Annotated in this window: 19 protein-coding genes; 5 read left to right on the top strand and 14 right to left on the bottom strand. The window is 72.8% G+C overall.

Annotated elements, in window-relative coordinates:
* Window positions 1–36: 36 nt before the first annotated feature.
* The 3 genes from ACWEF2_RS11025 to ACWEF2_RS11015 are packed head-to-tail and all read left to right on the top strand — an operon-like array spanning window position 37 to window position 2551.
* The gene (locus tag ACWEF2_RS11025) at window positions 37–627 is read left to right on the top strand and encodes a DUF5998 family protein (protein WP_355596234.1); all 591 of its coding nucleotides are present in this window, start codon (window positions 37–39) and stop codon (window positions 625–627) included.
* Window positions 624–1742, top strand: a complete 1119-nt coding sequence (locus tag ACWEF2_RS11020) for an alkaline phosphatase family protein (RefSeq protein WP_453814063.1) — start codon at window positions 624–626, stop codon at window positions 1740–1742. The genes ACWEF2_RS11025 and ACWEF2_RS11020 overlap by 4 nt, the downstream gene beginning before the upstream one ends.
* Entirely contained in the window at window positions 1739–2551 is an 813-nt protein-coding gene (locus ACWEF2_RS11015) for a sulfurtransferase (protein WP_453814062.1), read from the top strand. Before ACWEF2_RS11020 ends, ACWEF2_RS11015 begins: the two co-directional genes overlap by 4 nt.
* On the opposite strand, the gene ACWEF2_RS11010 is transcribed toward ACWEF2_RS11015, so the two are convergent.
* The 4 genes from ACWEF2_RS11010 to ACWEF2_RS10995 are packed head-to-tail and all read right to left on the bottom strand — an operon-like array spanning window position 2491 to window position 7109.
* Window positions 2491–4926, bottom strand: a complete 2436-nt coding sequence (locus tag ACWEF2_RS11010; protein ID WP_453814060.1) for a CHAT domain-containing protein — start codon at window positions 4924–4926, stop codon at window positions 2491–2493. The two genes, ACWEF2_RS11015 and ACWEF2_RS11010, sit on opposite strands and share 61 nt — an antisense overlap.
* The gene (locus ACWEF2_RS11005; protein WP_453814058.1) at window positions 4927–5391 is read right to left on the bottom strand and encodes a hypothetical protein; all 465 of its coding nucleotides are present in this window, start codon (window positions 5389–5391) and stop codon (window positions 4927–4929) included.
* Complete coding sequence (locus ACWEF2_RS11000; RefSeq protein WP_453814056.1) at window positions 5388–5987, bottom strand: RNA polymerase sigma factor; 600 nt, start codon at window positions 5985–5987, stop codon at window positions 5388–5390. The genes ACWEF2_RS11005 and ACWEF2_RS11000 overlap by 4 nt, the downstream gene beginning before the upstream one ends.
* A gap of 60 nt (window positions 5988–6047) precedes the next feature.
* Window positions 6048–7109, bottom strand: a complete 1062-nt coding sequence (locus tag ACWEF2_RS10995) for a S8 family peptidase (protein ID WP_453814054.1) — start codon at window positions 7107–7109, stop codon at window positions 6048–6050.
* Window positions 7110–7312: 203 nt separating this feature from the next.
* Between ACWEF2_RS10995 and ACWEF2_RS10990 the strand changes: the two genes are divergently transcribed.
* Window positions 7313–7807 (top strand): DUF3145 domain-containing protein, encoded by a 495-nt coding sequence (locus tag ACWEF2_RS10990; RefSeq protein WP_355596248.1) that lies wholly within the window; start codon window positions 7313–7315, stop codon window positions 7805–7807.
* Between the two features lie 70 nt (window positions 7808–7877).
* Here the strand turns inward: ACWEF2_RS10990 and ACWEF2_RS10985 are convergent, their stop codons facing one another.
* The 9 genes from ACWEF2_RS10985 to ACWEF2_RS10945 form a co-directional block, all read right to left on the bottom strand.
* Window positions 7878–9299 (bottom strand): acyl-CoA carboxylase subunit beta, encoded by a 1422-nt coding sequence (locus ACWEF2_RS10985; protein WP_453814052.1) that lies wholly within the window; start codon window positions 9297–9299, stop codon window positions 7878–7880.
* 13 nt (window positions 9300–9312) lie between these two features.
* Window positions 9313–10545: a beta-ketoacyl-ACP synthase II gene (gene fabF / locus ACWEF2_RS10980; RefSeq protein WP_355596252.1), complete on the bottom strand. Its 1233-nt coding sequence runs from the start codon at window positions 10543–10545 to the stop codon at window positions 9313–9315.
* 53 nt (window positions 10546–10598) lie between these two features.
* On the bottom strand, window positions 10599–10838 hold the full coding sequence (locus tag ACWEF2_RS10975; RefSeq protein WP_355596254.1) for an acyl carrier protein: 240 nt from the start codon (window positions 10836–10838) through the stop codon (window positions 10599–10601).
* A gap of 74 nt (window positions 10839–10912) precedes the next feature.
* The gene (locus tag ACWEF2_RS10970) at window positions 10913–11869 is read right to left on the bottom strand and encodes a beta-ketoacyl-ACP synthase III (RefSeq protein WP_453814050.1); all 957 of its coding nucleotides are present in this window, start codon (window positions 11867–11869) and stop codon (window positions 10913–10915) included.
* Entirely contained in the window at window positions 11866–12762 is an 897-nt protein-coding gene (locus tag ACWEF2_RS10965) for an ACP S-malonyltransferase (RefSeq protein WP_453814048.1), read from the bottom strand. Before ACWEF2_RS10965 ends, ACWEF2_RS10970 begins: the two co-directional genes overlap by 4 nt.
* 117 nt (window positions 12763–12879) lie before the next feature.
* Entirely contained in the window at window positions 12880–13989 is a 1110-nt protein-coding gene (locus ACWEF2_RS10960) for a PucR family transcriptional regulator (RefSeq protein WP_453814267.1), read from the bottom strand.
* A gap of 225 nt (window positions 13990–14214) precedes the next feature.
* Window positions 14215–14694 carry a DUF350 domain-containing protein gene (locus ACWEF2_RS10955; protein ID WP_453814046.1) on the bottom strand — a complete coding sequence of 160 codons (480 nt, stop codon included), beginning with the start codon at window positions 14692–14694 and terminating at the stop codon, window positions 14215–14217.
* 18 nt (window positions 14695–14712) lie between these two features.
* Complete coding sequence (locus ACWEF2_RS10950; RefSeq protein WP_453814044.1) at window positions 14713–15873, bottom strand: glutathionylspermidine synthase family protein; 1161 nt, start codon at window positions 15871–15873, stop codon at window positions 14713–14715.
* 10 nt (window positions 15874–15883) lie between these two features.
* Entirely contained in the window at window positions 15884–16312 is a 429-nt protein-coding gene (locus ACWEF2_RS10945) for a hypothetical protein (RefSeq protein ID WP_453814042.1), read from the bottom strand.
* Between the two features lie 163 nt (window positions 16313–16475).
* Between ACWEF2_RS10945 and ACWEF2_RS10940 the strand changes: the two genes are divergently transcribed.
* Entirely contained in the window at window positions 16476–17144 is a 669-nt protein-coding gene (locus ACWEF2_RS10940; RefSeq protein WP_453814040.1) for a helix-turn-helix transcriptional regulator, read from the top strand.
* Window positions 17145–17251: 107 nt separating this feature from the next.
* On the opposite strand, the gene ACWEF2_RS10935 is transcribed toward ACWEF2_RS10940, so the two are convergent.
* Window positions 17252–18832, bottom strand: a complete 1581-nt coding sequence (locus tag ACWEF2_RS10935) for an alpha/beta hydrolase (protein ID WP_453814039.1) — start codon at window positions 18830–18832, stop codon at window positions 17252–17254.
* Window positions 18833–18855: the final 23 nt, after the last annotated feature.

Raw genomic sequence — 18855 nt, 5'->3', positions numbered from 1 at the left:
GCGAAAGCGCTGCCCCGGACAGGGCAGGATGGACCCATGAGGGAAACCCGACTCTCGGCCGCCGGCCTGCGCGATGCCATCGATCGCAGCGGCTACTACCCCGACCTGGTCGCCGACGCGGTCGACTCCGCCCTGGGCAAGGAGCAGGTGGGCGCCTACGTGGTGCACCACGAGGCCACCTTCGACCCGGCCATGGAGGTGCGCAGGCACGTCACCGTGCTGGTGCTCTCCCCCACCCGGCTGCTCGTCTGCCACACCGACGAGCACTCGCCGGTGGAGGGGGTGTCGGTGGCACACGCCTCCACCACCACCGAGGCTGTACGCCTGAGCAGGATCCAGTCGGTCGCCGTCACCCGGGTCGTCCCCGACCCCGCCTCCTACGTGCCGGGCGTGCCACCCACGGAGGTCACACTCACCATCGGCTGGGGGGCCATCTCCCACGTCGACCTGGAGCCGGCCACCTGCGGCGACGACAACTGCGAGGCCGATCACGGATACACCGGCGCCATCACGGCGGACGACCTCTCCCTGCGGGTGAGCGAGGCCGCCGACGGTTCCGAGGCCGTCTCCCACGTGCTGGCCTTCGCCAAGGCACTGTCGGAGGCCACCGCCCGCGCCGCCTCATGACCGCCCCGCTGATCCCGGCGTACGGCACCGCCTCCCTCGCCGACCTGTCCTCCTCGCTGCTCACCGTGCTCGGGATGGACGGGGAGAACCCGCTCGGCCTCGAACCGGCCGGCCGGGTCCTGATGTTCATCGTCGACGGCCTGGGCGCCGAGTTGCTGCGCGCCCATCCGGAGACGGCCCCGTTCCTGTCCGCCAGACCGGCCGGGGTGCTCACCGCGGGCTTCCCCGCCACCACCGCGACCAGCCTGGGCACGCTGGGCACCGGCCTGCCACCCGGTGAGCACGGCATGCTCGGCTACCAGCTCGCCGTGCCCGGCGCCGGCTACCTCCTGAACTGCCTGCGCTGGACCGCCGCTGGACCGCCGGTCTCCCCCGACGAGTGGCAGCCCACCCCGACCGTGTTCGAGCGCGCCGCGGCGGCCGGTGTTCCCGTCAGCTACGTCGGACCGTCCGAGTTCGGGCCCACCGCGTTCAACCGGGCCGTCTACCGGGGCGTGACCTTCGTCGGCGCCGACACCCTCGACGACCGCGTGGAGGGGGTGCGCCGGGCGCTGGCCGAGCCCCGCTCCCACGTGACGGTCTACTACGGCGACCTCGACTCCGCGGGCCACCGCTTCGGCTGGGGCAGCCCGCAGTGGCTCGAACGGCTCGCCGTCGCGGACCGGCTGGCCGAGCGGCTGGCGGGCACGCTCCCGCCCGGCTCGGCGATGTACGTCACCGCGGACCACGGCATGGTCAACATCACCGAACGTGTCGACGTGGACACCGTCGCCGCGCTCCGCTCCGGCGTCGCCCTGCTCGGCGGCGAGACCAGGGCCCGGCACGTCTACGCCGTTCCGGGCGCGGCCGAGGCGGTGCTCGCCACCTGGCGCGACCTCCTCGCCGGAAAGGCGTGGGTCGTCTCCAGGCAGGAGGCCGTCGAGTCCGGCTGGTTCGGGCCGAGGGTGCGCTCCGGATGGCTGCCCAGGATCGGCGACGTCCTCGCCGTGCCGTACACCGACTGCGCGGTCGTCGCCTCGGTCGAGGAGCCGACCGAGACGTCGTTCACCGGCGCCCACGGCTCCCTGACAGCCGCCGAACAGCACGTTCCTCTACTGGAGGTGAGCACCCGTTGAACCCGCTGATCACTCCGTCGGAGCTGGCCGCGCTGCCCGAGACGACGATCCTGGACGTGCGCTGGCGGCTCGGCGGCCCGCCCGGAGTCGAGTCCTACCGCGAGGGGCACATCCCCGGCGCGGTCTTCTGCGACCTCGACGCCGACCTCGCCGCGCCGGCCGGGCCACAGGGCCGCCACCCGCTGCCCTCCGCCGGGCCGTTCCAGGACGCGATGCGCCGCCTGGGCGTCTCCGGCTCCCGCGCCGTCGTCGTCTACGACGAGGCCGACTCCACCGCCGCCGCGCGGGCCTGGTGGACGCTGCGCCACTTCGGTCACCCCGACGTCCGGGTCCTGGACGGCGGCCTGCGCGGCTGGATCTCCGACGGGCTGCCCCTCGCCGGGGGCGAACAGGCGAGACAGCCGGGTGACTTCGTCGCGCGGCCGGGCGGGATGCCGGTGCTCGACGCCCGGCAGGCCCGGGACCTGGCCGTCGACGGGGTGCTTCTGGACGCCCGCGCCGGCGAACGGTACCGGGGCGAGGTCGAGCCGGTCGATCCGGTGGCCGGGCACATCCCCGGCGCGGTCAGCGCTCCCACCGGTGACAACGTCGACCCGGCCGGACGCTTCCACCTGCCCGACTTCCTGCGCGAGAGGTTCAACACCCTCGGCGCGGTCCCCGGGGTGCGGGTCGGCGCCTACTGCGGCTCCGGTGTGACGGCGGCCCACGAGGTGCTGGCCCTGGCGGTGGCCGGCATCCCGGCCGCCCTCTACGTCGGATCCTGGTCCAACTGGGTGGCCGACCCGTCCAGGCCGGTCGCCACCGGCTGACCTCCGTAGCCGAAACACACGAAACCGGCCACCGCCGTCTCCGCGCTCGCCGTGACGAGCGCGGAGGCGGGTGGGTGGCCGGCGGCCAGCAGGCCGTGGAAGGCCGTCATGAGCGTCAGGGTCTCCTCGTCGCGCACCGGCACCAGGCTCGCCACCACGCACCGCGTTCCCAGCGACAGGAAGGTGCCGGCCAGCCCCAGCGGCGCCCCGTCGACCGGAGCGTGCGCCATGCCCGCGTCGCAGGCCGACAGCACCACCAGCCCCGGCGGGGTGCGCAGCCGCAGCAGGTCGTAGGCCATCAGCGGGCCGTCGTCGAGGTCGATGCTGGACAGCAGCGGACTGCGCGGGCAGAACATCCCGTGCGCGGCCAGGTGCGCGGTCCCGGCCCGCTCCAGCGCCGCCAGCACCGCGGGCCGGCGCGCCACGACCCGCTTCGCCCCCCGGTGAAGGGCGCCGACCATGTCCGCCTCGGCCCCGGCGCACCGCGGCCCGGGACCGGCCACCGCCACCACCCCGCCGTTCCGAACGGCCCGCGCCCGGTATCCGGCCAGCCAGGCGGCGGCGCCGGTGGCCACCGACACCGGGCGGTCGGCGTTCATCGGCAGGACCGGCCACGGCAGGGTGTGGAGGGTTCCGGTCGGCACGATCACCAGAGGGCGGTCGCCCAGCCGGCCGCGCAGAGGGCCGAAGAGCAGCCGCTCCAGCAGCGTGGCCTCCCCGGCGACCCCGGGCGACCTCCCGTCGCGCAGGTGCGTCCTGCGCAGGCCGTACCGGAGCCTGACCGTGGCCTCGGCCGCGGTCGCGAAGGAGCCCAGGCGGCGCAGGGTCACGCGCTCCGGGGTGATCGCGACGGCGACCAGTTCGTCGCCGTGCCGGGCGAACTCCACCAGGGCCGTGTCCCCGAGCGCGGCCCGTAGCTCGCCCAGGTCGGGGGCGACGGGCCGCCCGGCGCCTCCCACCACCGCCCGCCACCGTTCCGACCAGGCCAGGACCGTCCGGCCCCGGCCGGTCCGCAGCGCCAGTGCGAGCCCGAACCCGGCCAGCGGCTCACCGGCCCTGACGGCGTGCGCGCGCACCATGGGGTCCTCGACCGCCGCCGCCCGCGCCCCCACCTCGGCCAGCCCGGCCAGGACCGTCGCGAACGCCCCGCGCCGGTCTCCGGCCAGCGCCCGCCGCACCGCCGTCGCCTGCCGGGACAGCACGCCGGAGCCGGAGCGGGCGAGGCGGGACAGCTGCTTCTCCGCGGTCCCGCGGTCGCCCGCCTGGAGCGCCGCCTCGGCGGCGGTCAGCCTGAGCCCGCCGGACACGTCCCGATGGCCCGCGCCGTCCAGGGCGTCCGCGCACGAGAGCATCTCGGCGAGCAGTTCCCCGCAGGGCGGGCCGAGCGCGAGCCTGGCCCGCAGCAGGACCTCGGTGGCGAGCGGAACCAGCACGGTCCTGCCCTGGGCCGCCAGATCGGCCGCGGCCCGTTGCGCGCTCTGCCGGGCCCGGTGAGGGTCCCCGGTGCGCAACTCGGCCCTGGCGAGGTGGAGCCGCGCCTCGGCCAGGGCCACCTCCGCGCCCGCCGCGGCCAGTTCGGGCACCGCGCGGTCGAGCAGCGCCCGCGCCTCGCCCGGCAGATGGGCCGAGATCAGCGCCTCGGCCAGGTCACAGCGCATCGCGGCCAGCCGTTCCGGACAGCCGAACAGGCTGCTCTCCGCGCGGCGGTAGGCGCTGAACGCGCCGGCCAGGTCCCCGCGCCGCGCGGCCAGGAACGGCAGGTTGCCCTCGGCGAGCGCGAGCAGGTGATCCAGGCCCGACTCCCGGGCCAGTTCGGCGCAGCGGGTCAGGTCGGACTCGGCTGTCTCGAACTCCCCGAGCAGCGTCCGGGCCAGCCCCCGGTTCAGCAGCGCCCCGGCCAGAAAGCGTGTGTCGCCGCCGAGCAGGCCCACCGCGCGGTCGCACTCCTGCACGGCCTCGGCGTACCGGCCGAGCCTGGCCAGGGCCACCGCCTTGTGGACACCCAGCTTGGCCACCTCGACCGGGGTGAGGTGGGGTTCGGCGGCCGCGGCGAGGGCCAGGGCCTGTCCGGGGTGGCCAAGTTCGGCGCGGACGGGGACCAGCGACAGCCGGGCCTGCGCGGCCCGGTGCGGCAGGCCGGCGGCGAGCGCCACGTCCACGGCCCGGTGCAGGTGCTCCTCGGCCAGGGGCAGGTCTCCCAGCTCCCGGGCGGCCAGTGCGAGCGCCCGATGGGCGACCGCGGCGGCCTCGCCGCCGGGGCCGGTCGCGGGGGCGGAGCGGAGCAGGCTGCTCGCCAGGGCACGGGCGCGCGCCGGATCGCGGCCGGAGAGGTCCACCGCCCGTTCGGCGGCGGCGAGTGCGCCGTCGGAGATCACCTACGGGCGGATCCGGGTCCAGCTGGTGACGACCGGTGGATGCTCCGGCCGCCGGCAGACCACGCTGAACCAGCCGGGGGGCAGGCCGGTGACGGCGAACTGGCCCGTCGCCGAGACCTCACGCGACTGGGTGAGGTGCGGGGTGCGCACCTCCACCGTCGTGCCTCCCTCCGGCGGAGGGGACACCTGACCGGCCAGGTCTACCAGGCCGTCCACCGAGGCGACCTCCAGCTCCACCGTGACCTCGGCCGCGCTGAAGCGCAGCAGCCGCGCCTCCTCGGCGGACCGGACGCCCAGGGGGGCCGGTGTGGCCACGGGCAGGGCCGTGGCGGCGTCGGGCAGCCGCAGGCCGAAGGCCGCCCGGGCGGCACCCTGGACGTGGACGGGCACGGGATCCCGGCCGGCCGCCAGGCGGAGCGCGGCTATCAGGGATTCGTCGTCGAGTGCGGCCGGGCGTCGGGTCACGGTGTCGCCTCCTGGGCGGTGAGCATGGTGCGTAGCCGGTTCAGGCAGCGTCGTCTGGTGGGGCCGTAACTGCCGCTGGGCATGCCCAGCCGCCCCGCGAGCTGGTGCACGCCCGCGTCGGGAGCCGTGGCCATCAGCAGGAACAGCGAGCGGCAGGGCTCGTTCATCGTCTCGACGGTCCGCCACAGCCGGCGGCTCTCGTCCGCGGAGAGCACGGCCAGCGCGGGGTCGGGATGGGCGTACGCGGCCGGTGCCGGGACGAAGGCGGCGTTTGTGGCGTGCCCGGTGTTTCCCGTGTTCTCGGCGTCGGCCGGATCCGCGACGAGCCGCTCCCCGCGCCTCCGCCTGCTCAGAAGCGCGGCCTCACGCCTGGCCGTGGTGAACAGCCAGGAGCCGATCCGCTCGGGGTCGCGGATGGTGTGCAGGCTCTCGACCAGCCGCAGCCACGTCCCCTGCACCGCGTCGGCGGCGTCCGCGCCGCTCAGGCCGTAGGCGCGGACCATCGACCAGAGCGGCCCCGAGAACCGGCAGACCAGCGTGTCCCACGCCGCCTGGTCGCCCGCCAGCGCGGCGTCGATCGTGTGCTGGTCACTCACCGGCGCCTCCGGACCACGTCGAACACACCGGGTGTTCGCGCGAGTACTTTGGGCGAGACTTTACCTCGGCGTGGGCACGACGACCCCCAGATCGGGGATTTGCCGTGTTCGCACGGGATCGAGGACGTGGGCCGCGGCCTCCTTGGGCGTCCGGCTCCGGCACGCCTCCGCGATCGCCCCGCTGACCACGGCGGTGGCGAAGGAGGTCCCGCTCCACCTCGCGTAGCCGTGGAACGCTCCGTGCTCCAGGAAGGCGCTCGCCGTCCACTCACCTCCGGCGCAGGCGTCCACCCACGGACCGTGTGCGGAGAACGGCGCCCTGGCCTTCTCGGCGGCGTCCAGCGCGCCGACGGCGATCACCCCGGGCAGCGCGGCGGGCCAGAACGGGCGGTCCGAGGCGGTGTTGCCCGCGCAGGCCACCACGGCCGTGTCCGCCAGGGTGGCCAGGGCCGCCTCCAGCAGAGGGGAGGGGCGGTCGTCGTAGGTGTGCCCGCCCAGGGAGAGGTTGAGCACCTGGGGCGGGTCGATCCTGAGCCTGGCCAGGACGCGCAGCAGCCCCGCCTCGTCCCCCACCCCGTGACCGTTCAGCACCCGGAGCGGGCGCACCCGCGCCGCGGGAGCCGACCGCAGGATCAGCCCGGTGACGAAGGTGCCGTGCCCGGCCTGGACGTCGAGCCTGCCGTCGCCGTCGGAGTCGGGCGGTTCGGGGGCCTCACGCCGCTGCTCCCGGAACCACGGGCGCTCGCACCACCAGGGGTGCGCCGCCAGGCCGGTGTCCGCCACCGCCACCGTCACGGCGTCCTCACCGGACTCCGCCGCCTCGGGGAGGGGAAAGGCGGGCGCGGGAAAGGGGCGGGAGGCCGGCCCGCCGAAGAAGAGCGGCTGGCCCACCAGCACGTGGTTGGGGGAGGCGGGATGACCCTGGTCACGCACCGTGGCCGACAGGTCGCAGACGTCCACGCCGGGCGAGAGCCGGATGCGGAAGATCCCGTCGGCCTCGGCCACGGCGGCGGTCCACCGGGCGGCGACCGCCGCTCCGGCGGCGTCCGTCAGCAGCTGGCCGGGCCTGATCAGCGCGGGTGCTCCGGCGGTGGGCTCCACCCGTTTGATGTCGGCGTTCATCCAGCCCTCCAGGGGTTGATCACCAGGTCGATACGTGTTTTCCTTTCAGAGGATGCCGTAGTCAAGTGCGCGCGTCGCAACTTCTCGGTATGACCCCCCTCTGGTGCGGCGTCACAACCGACGGTAGTCTCTCCTTCAGTCACCTGTGATCATCCTGGCGAGGCCGTTGGGGAAGGCGCACCTCGTACGAAACGGGAGGTCCGGTGTCTGCTCGTGGCGTGCTTTACGTCCACTCAGCTCAGCCTGCGCTGTGCCCTCATATTGAATGGGCGGTCGCGGGTGTCCTTGGCGTGCCCGTAGACCTGACCTGGACTCCACAGCCCGCCGCGCCCGGCCACGTGCGCGCACAGGCCGAGTGGGAGGCACGTCAGGGGACCGCGGCCGCCATCACCTCGTCATTGATGGGCTGGCAGCGGATCCGCTTCGAGGTCACCGAGGACGCCTCGCCGGGTGCCGACGGGGCCCGGCACGCCTACACTCCGTCACTCGGCGCCTTCACCGCGGTGATCGGGGCGACGGGTGACATCCTGATCCCCGAAGACCGGTTACGCTCCGCCATGCTGATGGCCCGGCAGGGCCGGGTGGTGCTGGAGGAGGAGCTGGACCGCCTGCTCGGCAAGCAGTGGGACGCCGAGCTGGAGTCGTTCCGCTACGCGGGAGAGGGCGCCCCGGTCCGCTGGCTGCACGCCGCCGTGTGACCGGGGACACCGTGCCGGAAAAGCGCGAAAGCCCCCGACGGCGCGGCCGTCGGGGGCTTTCGCGAGGTGCTCAGAGCGGGATGTTGCCGTGCGCGCCGCGGGCGGGGGTGGCCTGGGCGAGAACCCTGGCGATGGCTCCGCGGGTCTCCTCGGGCTTGATGACCTCGTCCACCACGCCGAGTTCGACGGCCCGGTGGAGGCCGCCGGCGAGGATCTCGTGCTCCTCGGCGAGCTTGGCCTCCAGGGCCGCGCGCTCGTCCTCGGGCACGGCGGCGAGCTCGCGGCGTTTGAGGATGCGGACCGCGGCGACCGCGCCCATCACCGCGATCTGGGTGGTCGGCCAGCCGAAGACCCTGGTGGCGCCCAGCGACCGGGAGTTCATCGCGATGTAGGCGCCACCGTACGCCTTGCGGGTCACCAGGGTGATCCGCGGCACCGAGGCCTCGGCGAAGGCGTGCAGCAGCTTGGCGCCGCGACGGACCACGCCGTCGTGCTCCTGGCCGACGCCCGGCAGGTAGCCGGGGACGTCCACCAGCACGACCAGCGGCACCCCGAAGGCATCGCACATGCGTACGAACCGGGCGGCCTTCTCGGCGGAGGCGGAGTCGAGGCAGCCGCCCAGGCGCATCGGGTTGTTGGCGATCACACCGACGGTCCGGCCCCCGAAACGGCCCAGCGTGGTGACGACGTTCGGCGCCCACTTGGCGTGCAGTTCGACGCCCGGCTCATCGAGCAGGCCCTTGACCAGCGGCTTCACGTCGTAGGCGCGGCGAACGTTCTCCGGCAGCAGGCCCGAGAAGTCGACCTCCTCGACGTCGGGGCGGACCCGGCCCTGGTGGCCCAGCAGCACCGCCAGCCGCCTGGTCTGGAGGTAGGCGTCGGTCTCGTTCTTGGTGACCACGTGCACGACGCCGCTGCGCTTGCTGTGCGGCTCGGGGCCGCCGAGGGCGGCCATGTCGATCTGCTCGCCGGTGACGCTGCGGACCACGTCGGGGCCGGTGACGAAGATGCGGCCCTCGTCGGCCAGGATCACGATGTCGGTCAGCGCGGGGCCGTACGCGGCGCCGCCGGCCGCGGGGCCGACCACCACCGACAGCTGCGGGACCACACCGGAGGCCCGGGTCATCGCGGCGAAGACACGGCCGACCGCGTGCAGTGACTCCACACCCTCGGCGAGCCGGGCGCCGCCGGAGTGCCACACACCGATGATCGGGACCCGCTCGCGGACCGCCACGTCGTAGGCGTGCACGATGTGCTCGCAACCCTCGGAGCCCATGGCGCCGCCCTGGACCCGGGCGTCGCTGACGAACGCCACGACCGGCACACCCTCCACCCGGCCCATGGCCGAGAGCACGCCGCTGCGGTCCACGGGAGAGATCAGCCGGACCGACCCCTCGTCGAGCAGAGCGGCGAGGCGAACCCGAGGGTCGCGAGGATCGGCGGTCTCCTTGTCGGAGGCGTCGCTCACCACTCTGTTGTCGAGCACAGTCATCACGGGCTCCCTGTCAGATACTGGTGAAGGCCACGGCGACGTCGTGCCCGCCGAACCCGAAGGAGTTGTTGATCGCGGAGATCTGACCGCCGGGCAGCGCGCGCGGCGCGCCGCGCACGATGTCCACCTCGACGCCGTCGTCGAGATCGTCGAGGTTGATCGTGCCGGGGGCGATCCGCTCGTGCAGTGCGAGAACCGTGAAGACCGACTCGATGCCGCCGGCGCCGCCGAGCAGGTGGCCGGTCATCGACTTGGTGCTGGTGACCAGCGGGTGGGCGCCGATGACCTCCCTGATCGCGACGGTCTCCACCACGTCGCCGGCCGGGGTGGAGGTGGCGTGCGCGTTCACGTGCTTGATGTCCGAGCCGGTGAGGCCGGAGTTCTCCAGGGCACGGCGCATGGCCAGCATGACCCCGGCGCCGTTCGGCTCGGGCTGGGCGATGTGGTGGGCGTCGGCCGAGTAGCCGACCCCGGCGGCCACCGCGTAGATCTTGGCGCCACGGGCGAGGGCGTGCTCCTCGGACTCCAGCACCACGATGCCCGCGCCCTCGCCGAGCACGAACCCGTCACGGGCCTTGTCCCACGGCCGGGAGGCGCGCTCGGGGTCGTCGTTGCGGGAGGACATGGCGCGCATGGCCGCGAAGGAGCCGATGTTCAGCGGGTGGATGGCGGCCTCGGTGCCGCCGGCCACGACCACGTCGGCGCGGCCGGAGCGGATCATCTCGATGGCGTAGCCGATCGACTCGGCGCCGGTGGCGCAGGCGCTCACGGTGGCGTGCACACCGGCGCGGGCGCCGACCTCGATGCCGATCCACCCCGCGGCGCCGTTCGGCATCAGCATGGGCACGGTGTACGGCGAGAGCCGCTGCCAGCCCTTCTCCTTGAAGGTGTCGTAGGCGGCGAGGATCGTGGTGATGCCGCCGATGCCGCTGCCCACGACCACGCCGAGGCGTTCGGGATCGACCTTCTCGATCGCGGCGTGCGCCCACGCCTCGCGGGCGGCGACCAGTGCGAACTGCTCGGCCCGATCCAGCCGCCGTGCCTCCGGCCGGGGGAGTACCTCGGTCGGGTCCACGGCGGCCACGGCCGCGAACTTCACCGGGACGGAGTCGACCCAGTCCTCGGTGAGGCTGCGGACCCCGGACTGACCGGCGAGGAGCGCCGACCAGGTCGAGGCGACGTCCCCACCGAGGGGCGTTGTCGCGCCGAGCCCGGTGACGACGACACGTACCTGGCCTGTGTTCACGTTCTGCGCTCCTTGTGACTCGCGGGTCAAATCCGGACGGTTCTCAGCCGGTTCTAGTTCTGGATGAAATTGATGACGTCCTTGACGGTCTTGAGGTGCTTGAGCTGCTCGTCGGGGATCTCGACGCCGAACTCGTCCTGGGCGGCGACGGCGATCTCGACCATGGACAGCGAGTCGATGTCGAGGTCGTCCACGAAGTTCTTCTCCGGGCTGACCTCGGCGGCCGGAATGCCGGTGATCTCGTTGATGATCTTGCCGATACCAGCGAGGATCTCCTGCTCGGTCAGGGCCATGTCGGGTGTTCTCCTTGGATTCGGTGATGGAGTCGGTGTTCTTTGGGGTTTTGCACGGCGTAGCCGTACAAGTTTCAGGGGATTTCGACGACCTGACCGGCGTAGGTCAGTCCGGCGCCGAAACCCAGCAGCAGGGCGAGCCCGCCCGACTGGACCTCGCCGCGTTCGATCATCCGGGACAGGGCCAGCGGGATCGAGGCCGCCGAGGTGTTGCCGGCCAGCACGATGTCCTTGGCGACGACGGCGTTGCCGGCGCCGATCTTGCGGGCGATGGTCTCGATGATGCGCAGGTTGGCCTGGTGGGGGACGAAGGCCGCGAGGTCGGCGGGGTCCACCCCGGCACGCTCGCAGATCTCCTTGGCCACCGGGTGCAGGGCCGTGGTGGCCCAGCGGAACACGGCCTGCCCCTCCTGGTGCAGGAAGGAGTCGCGGTCCCTGATGATGATGGCGTCGGACTTGTCGCCGGCGCTGCCCCAGACCACCGGGCCGATGCCGGGGGTGTCCGACGGGCCGACGACCGCGGCGCCCGCGCCGTCGGCGAAGATCACGGCGGTGGCCCGGTCGGTCCAGTCGATCCACTGGGAGAGTTTTTCGGTGCCGATGACCAGCACGTTGGTGGCCGAGCCCGCGCGGACGGCGTCGTTGGCGACGGCCAGGGCGTAGCAGAAGCCGGAGCAGGCGGTGTTCACGTCGAACGCGCCGGGGGCGTCGATGCCCAGCCGGACGGCCACCCGGCCGGCCGCGTTGGGGATCTGCGTCTCCAGCGTGCAGGTGGCGACGATCACCAGGTCGATGTCGGAGGCCGCCAGCCCGCTGGCGGCGAGGGCCTTGCCGCCCGCCTGCACGGCCAGGTCGATCTCGGACTCGCCTGCCAGGGCGATCCGGCGCTCCTTGATGCCGACCCGGCTCTGGATCCACTCGTCGTTGGTCTCCATGGTCGCCGACAGGTCGTCGTTGGTGACCACGTTGGAGGGCTGGTAGTGGCCGAAAGCCAGGATTCTCGCGCCGGGGGCGCCCTGCTGCACCTTCACTTGAGAGCCTCTCGCGCCGCGTCCAGGTCGTCGGGGGTCTTCAGGGCGACGGTCGTCACCCCGCGCAGCGCACGCCTGGCCAGACCGGTCAGCGTGCCGCCGGGAAGCAGCTCGATCATCGTGGTGACCCCCAGGCCGGACATGGTGGCCATGCAGGCGTCCCAGCGGACCGGATTGGCGACCTGGTCGACCAGGCGCCCCACGAACTCGGCGCCGTCGGCGACCACCGCGCCGTCGCGGTTGGACAGCAGGGTGACGGCCGGGTCGGCGGGGGTTACGGCTGTGGCGGCCTCGCGCATGCGGTCGACCGCCGAGGCCATGTGCACGGTGTGGAAGGCGCCGGCCACCGAGAGCGGGATCAGCCTGGCCCGTGCCGGAGGGTCGGCCTTGAACGCCTCAAGCTGCGCCGGTGTGCCGCCGGCCACGATCTGCCCCGCGCCGTTGATGTTGGCCGGGGTGAGGCCGTGCCTGCCGAGGGCGGCGAGCACGTCCTCCTCGACGCCGCCGAGGACGGCGAGCATGCCGGTCTCGGTGGCCGCGGCGGCCTTGGCCATGGCCAGGCCGCGCTCGCGGACGAGGGTCAGGGCCTGCTCGACGGTCAGCACTCCGGCCAGGGCCGCGGCGGTCAGTTCGCCGACGCTGTGCCCGGCGACGACGTCGGGACGGGCCCCGAGGACCTCGGCGACGGCCAGCCCGGCGGACACGAGGAGTGGCTGCGCCACCGCGGTGTCGCGGATCTCGTCCGCGCCCGCGGTGGTGCCGTAGGCGATCAGATCGAGGCCGACCACGTCGGACCACGCGGACAGGCGGTCCGCCAGACCGGGTATCTCAAGCCAGGGGGTCAGGAAACCTGGAGTCTGGGCGCCTTGGCCCGGCGCGACGAGTACGAGCACGAAATCCAGCCTGCCCTGTAGAGGTTCGATACACGGATAGGGATCCTGACGAACTTTGTGCTCAGTATCTTGTAGGAAGCCTACAACGGGCATTTCAGTGAGGTTAAGTAATAACCACTATGTTCCGGCTGTTTCCGACAGGCGGCCCAAAATAAGCCCGACCTGCAGGGTGAAGGCGGAACGGCCCTCGGTCGGCTGGTACCCCGTCAGCTCGGTGATCTTACGCAGCCGGTAACGCACGGTGTTGGGGTGCACGAACAGCAGCCGGGCCGTGGCCTCCAGCGATGTGCCCTGCTCAAGATAGGTCGCCAGGGTGTCGAGGAGCGGCGTGCCGGTCAGCGGCACGTAGACGTTCTCGATCAGCTGGCTCCTGGCGTCGGCGTCGCCGTCGATGGCCCGCTCGGCCAGCAGGTCCTCGGCGTGGACCGGCCGGGGCGCGTCCGGCCATCCGGCGGCGGCCCGCAGCCCGGCGATCGCCGCCCGCGCCGAACTCGCGGCCGCCTGCAGGTCGTTCACCTCCGGCCCGATCACGATGGGGCCGGGCCCGAAGCGCGGTACCACGTGCTTGGCCGCGGCCCCGACGCTGTCGGCGCCGCCCACGATCACGATCAGCCGGTCCCCCTGGACCCCGGCCAGCATGTCCAGCCCCGACCTGCGTCCCCGGTCGCGCAGCCCGTCGATCACCGCCTGCGGGTCGTCGTCGGGTGTCTGCCCGGCCAGCACCACGATGGGGGAGGAGGTCCAGCCCAGCGCGGCGGCCCACGAGTGCAGGCCGTCGTCGACCTCGCCCCGGACCAGCGCGTCCACGATCAGCGCCTCCAGCCGCGCGTCCCAGGACCCGCGGGCCTCCGCCTCCCGGGCGTAGACCTGGGCGGCGGCGAACGCCACGTCGCGGGTGTAGCGGAGCATCGCCTGCTGGAGCTGATCCTCCCCGCCTGGCGCCGCCAGCTCCCCGGTCTGCGCCTCCACCACCTCGACCACGATCCGGACGATGTCCACGGTCTGCTGCAACGAGATCGACCGCTTCAGCTCCCGGGGCGCGGTGCCGAAGAACTCGATGCTCGGTGTCGGACGGCCCTCCCCGGCGTGCTGGAACCACTCCACGAACGCGGCGATCCCCGCTTGGGCCACCAGCCCGACCCAGGACCTGTCCTCGGCGGACAGGGCACGGAACCACATCAGCCGCTCGTCCATCCGGGACATGGCGGCCGTCCCCAGCGCGCCCATGGCCCGTTCGAGCCTGCGCGTGGTGTCGTGCCGTGTCCGATCCGCGTCGGCGTCCTCTCCGGTGGCCCGGGTCACGACGTCGCTCTGTCTGCCGGCTCGCTCGTTCCGCTCCCTCACGTCACTAAGGGTGCCAGGTCGCGTGGGATGCGCCGGCCACCGCGGGTCATGCCGCGGGGCCGCGGGGCCGGCCACGGCGAGGACCTGCGGGATCGCCCTGTGGCCGGGTCAGATGACGGCAACGGCGGTGATCAGGCCGATGACCACGTGGGTGACCGCGAGGAGCCGGGTGCCGGGCTGGAGGTCGGTCTCCTCGACCAGGTCCCGGACCGTGATTCCGACGACCCTGTCGAAGACGACCATCGCCACGGTCTGCACGGCGATGCCGACCAGGCCGAAGACCAGGGTCGCGAGCAGGCCCTCGTGCAGCGCCCCGCCCGAGGACCAGATGGAGGCCGCGACGATCAGTCCGACGGCGGTCAGGCCGGAGCCGGTGAGCATCGTGGCGTTGGGGTTGCGGTCAATCTTGATCAGCCGGCTCAGCTTGCCGGGGATGGCCAGGTCGATCACGTAGAACCCGATGATCATCAGGATCACGCCGAGCGCGGCGTAGGAGACGACGGCGAGCGCGCCGCGGCCGAGGATCTCGGCGAGCGAGGTCACCGCGGCGTCGGCGGCGAGCGGAAGCGGCTGGGGGGTGGGGGTCATGGTGTTCTCTTTCCGGGGTCAGAGCTCGATGCGGTGCGGGACGAAGGACGACGTGTCGTCGGTGATGAACCCCGAGGTCTCGCGGATGCCGACCCCGGCCGCCTCGTCGTGGACGATCCAGGCGCCGAGCACGGGACGCCAGCCGTCGAAGACCGGCAGCGCCTGGAACTCCTGGTAGACGTAACCCTCGGCGCCGTAGCCCCCGGGGGTCTCGACACGGTCGCCCGGGGTGACGATCCGCATGTTCGCGCCCTCCCGGCCCAGCAGCGGTTTGGCGATGTGGGAGGACAGGTCACGGGGGCCGTCGAGATAGGCGGGCAGCAGGTTCGGATGGCCGGGATACAGCTCCCACAGCACCGCGAGCAGCGCCTTGTTGGACAGCAGCATCTTCCACAGCGGCTCGATCCAGGTCATGGAGACCTGGTGGCGTACGGCCTGGGCCCCGAAGGGGTCGGCGATCGCCCACTCCCAGGGGTACAGCTTGCACAGAGAGCGGATCACCCGGCGTTCGGTGTCCACGAACCGCAGGTTGAGGCCGTCCCAGCCGATGTCCTCCATGGCCACGGCGACGGTGTTCAGCCCGGCCTGTCCCGCGGTCTCCTGGAGGTAGGCGAGCGTCATCGCCTCCTCGCCGGTCTCGTCCATCATGGTCCAGGCGAAGTGCGCCGGTCCGCTGGGCAGGCCGGTCGCCAGCTGCCGCCACCGGTCGATCAGCCGCTCGTGGATGGAGTTCCACTGGTCGTCTCCCGGGTAACGGTCGCGCAGCCAGAACCACTGCACGACCGAGCTCTCCAGCAGGCTGGTCGGGGTGTCGGCGTTGTACTCCAGCAGTTTGGCGGGGCCCGTCCCGTCGTAGCGCAGGTCGAACCGGCCGAACAGGTGGGGGTCGCCGCGCCGCCAGGAGGCGGCGATCTCCGGCGCCACCCACGCCGGCACGGCGAAGTCGGCGTAGCGGTTGTGCTCCACGACGTGTTCCACCGCGTGCAGGCACATCCGGTGCAGCTCCTCGACCTGTTCCTCCAGGGCGAGGACCTCCTCCATCGAGAAGACGTACTGCGCGGTCTCGTCCCAGTAGGGGCGGTCGAGGCCGTCCGGGTGGGCGGAGCGGTGATAGACCAGGCCGTGGCCCTCGATGATGCCCTCCCAGCCTTCGCGGGGGAGCGAGGTCTCGCGTCTCATCGGTCCGGGCTCAGCTCCCGCTGCCCCAGCCGCCGCGCCCTCCGAAGCCGCCGCGCTGGATCACGGTGCCCTTGCGGGTGGTGATCTGGACGTCCGAGGGGCGCACCGTGGTGCCCCGAATGATCCGGGCCCCGGACCTCGCGCCTCCGTAGTACCAGCCGTAGGCTCCGTGCGAGCCGCGATAGCCGGGGGAGTCGCAGTGGTCGTCGTCGACGACCGCGTAGGAACCGTCCGCCTGGCGGCTGTCGAGGTCCACGCAGTCGGCGCCGACCTCCTCGTAGTCGTCCTGGGCCGCGCAGTAGCCGATGAGGAACAGGGAGACGACCCCGATGCCGGTGAGGGTGATGACCTTGGACGCCTTCGTGCCCGAGGACTTGGGCGCGGGCTTGCCGGGGAGGTTCTGGCCTGCTGCCAGGGGGTGTTTCGGGCTTGCGGCCATCGGGCTCCAATGAGATGTGTCGCCACAGGGTATCGATGCTGTTTTGTCGGTTCAACTCCTTCTTGTGGTGGATATTGTCGGCTTTTTCGTGATGAATACGGTCGTCTGCCGGGTGAGGGCGGTGGCGGGGAAACTGTCGGCGCCGGCGCGTAACGTCACGGGTGTGAACCGTACCGATCGGCTTTACGCCCTGGTCGAGGAGCTTCGCGCCGTCTCGCCCCGCCCCCGTCCGGCCCGCGAGCTGGCCCTCAGGTTCGAGGTGAGCGTCCGCACGGTGGAGCGTGACGTCTCCGCCCTCCAGCGGTCCGGGGTGCCGATCCACGCCGAGCCGGGTCGGCGTGGCGGCTATGTTCTCGACAGGGGCACGTCCCCGCCCCCGCTCACCTTCACCCCGGCCGAGGCGGTCGCGATCACCGAGGCGCTCGGTCACGCGGGGAGCGACCCCCACGCCCGCAGCGCCCTGCGCAAGCTGATGACCGCGATGCCCCCGGCCCGGGGGGCCGTGACCGGGGATCTGACCGCGCGCGTTCACCCGGTCGCCGAGCCGGAGCCCTACCCGCGGGTGTCGAGGACGATCGAGCGGGCGCTGCTGCACCGGCGGGTGCTCAGGATCGGATACACCGACCAAAAGGGCCGGGCCACCGTCCGCGAGGTGGAGCCGGCCGTCTTCGCGGGCGGCTACGGCGGCCACTGGTATCTCGTGGCCATGTGCCGCCTCCGGCGGGACACCCGCGTCTTCCGGCTCGACCGCATCGGCTGGGCCGAGGAGAGCGAGGAGACCTCGCCGGAACCCCCGCCGGGCCGGCTCTCCCCGGCGAGCCCGGCGGAGTGACCCGGTGAGGTACGGCCCGCCCGCCGCGGAGACCGGGTGGGGGGTCTCGCGGCGCCCCGACGACGGCTTCGCCGCGCGCTCTCACACGCGGCACGGGCGGGGCGGGGTCACGGCGAGGGGCAGACGGTGCCGGTCGCGGGCACCTTCCCGTCGAGCAGATAGCCGTCCGTGAGCTTCTTGACACACGGGTCGCCGGACAGGTAGGCGCCGTGGCCCTCGCCCTTGTAGGTGACCAGCACACCGGTCCTGAGCTGGGAGGTCAGGCTCGGCGCCCACTGGTACGGCGTGGCCGGGTCGCCCTTGCCGCCGATGACCACGATCGGCGCCGAGCCGGTGGCGTTCACCTTCTTGGCCTCGTCGCTGCCCGGAACCGGCCACACCGTGCAGATGGCGCCCATCCCCGCGCTGCCGAACAGCGGGGAGATCTTCAGCGCGGTGGCCTCGGTCCTGGCCAGCTGCTCGCGGGACGGCCGTTCGGCGGTGTCCACGCAGCTGATGGCCGGGAAGCTGCTCATCAGGGTCGAGTAGGACCCGTTGGGCATCCGGCCGTTGTAGCTGTCGGCCAGCGCCATCAGGATCCGGCCGTCGCCCTTGAATCCCCGCCTCAGCCCCTGTTCCAGCAGCGGCCAGGTCAGCTCCGAGTACAGCGCGGCGGCGATGCCCGTCCCGGCCAGCCCCTGGGTGAGCGTGCGGTCGTCGATCGGGAGCGGGCTGCTCTTCAGGTCGGTCAGGAAGTTGTCGACGTTCTTGTTCGCGATGGTCGCGTCCGCGCCGACCTCGCACTGGCCCGGACCGCTGACGCAGTCCTTCAGGAAGGACTCGTACGCCTGCTGAAACCCGGCCGCCTGGGCCAGCGTGCGCCGCTCCAGGGTGAGGCTCGGGTCCACCGGGGCGTCCAGTACGAAGCGGCCCACGTTCTGGGGGAACCGGGTCGCGTACACCGCGCCGAGGTGCGTGCCGTACGAGATGCCGAAGTAGTTGAGGCGCCTGTCGTCCAGCGCCTCGCGGAGCCGGTCCATGTCGCGGGCGGCGTTGACCGTGCCGACGTGGGGAAGGATCCGGCCGGAGGTCTGCCCGCAGGAGCTCGCGAAGTCCTTGATGGTCTTCTCCTGCTCGGCGCGCTCGGCGTCGTCGGTGGCCTGGGTGTCCATGGCGAGGAACCGCTCCAGGTCCTTGGTGGTGCCGCACTTGACGCCGTCGCTGCGCTCCACCCCGCGGGGGTCGAAGCTGACCAGGTCGTAGCGGGTGTTCAGGGTGCCGAAGATCTTGGCCGCCTGGGGCAGGGTGTTGACACCGGACGCGCCGGGACCGCCGAAGTTGAACACCAGGGAACCGATCCGCTTGCCGGGCTCGGCGGCCCGGATCCGGACCACCGCCATGTCCAGCGTCTCGCCGTCAGGCCTGGCGTAGTCGAGCGGAACCTTCAACCTTCCGCACTGCAACCTGGGGTTGGACTTGGGGGTCGCCCCGTCCGGGCGTCTGAGGTCGGTGCACGGGCCCCAGGCGATCGGACCCGGACTCCCCTGCGACGTGGAGACACCCGGCGACGTGGACACGCCCGGTGCGGAACTCGGTTCGGAGGTGCCCGCCACGGCACCGTACCCGCCAGGCCCGTTCCTGCTCCCGCAGGCGGCCAGCGCGGTGGAAAGGATCGTCGTCACGGCGACGGCCGTCAGGATTCTTCGCATGAAGCGCCCCCCTCGAATCGTTC

It is taken from the genome of Streptosporangium sp. NPDC004631 (genome assembly GCF_053601935.1).
Note: the sequence above shows the minus strand (reverse complement) of the source record. Positions and strands in the feature narration are given on the sequence as shown.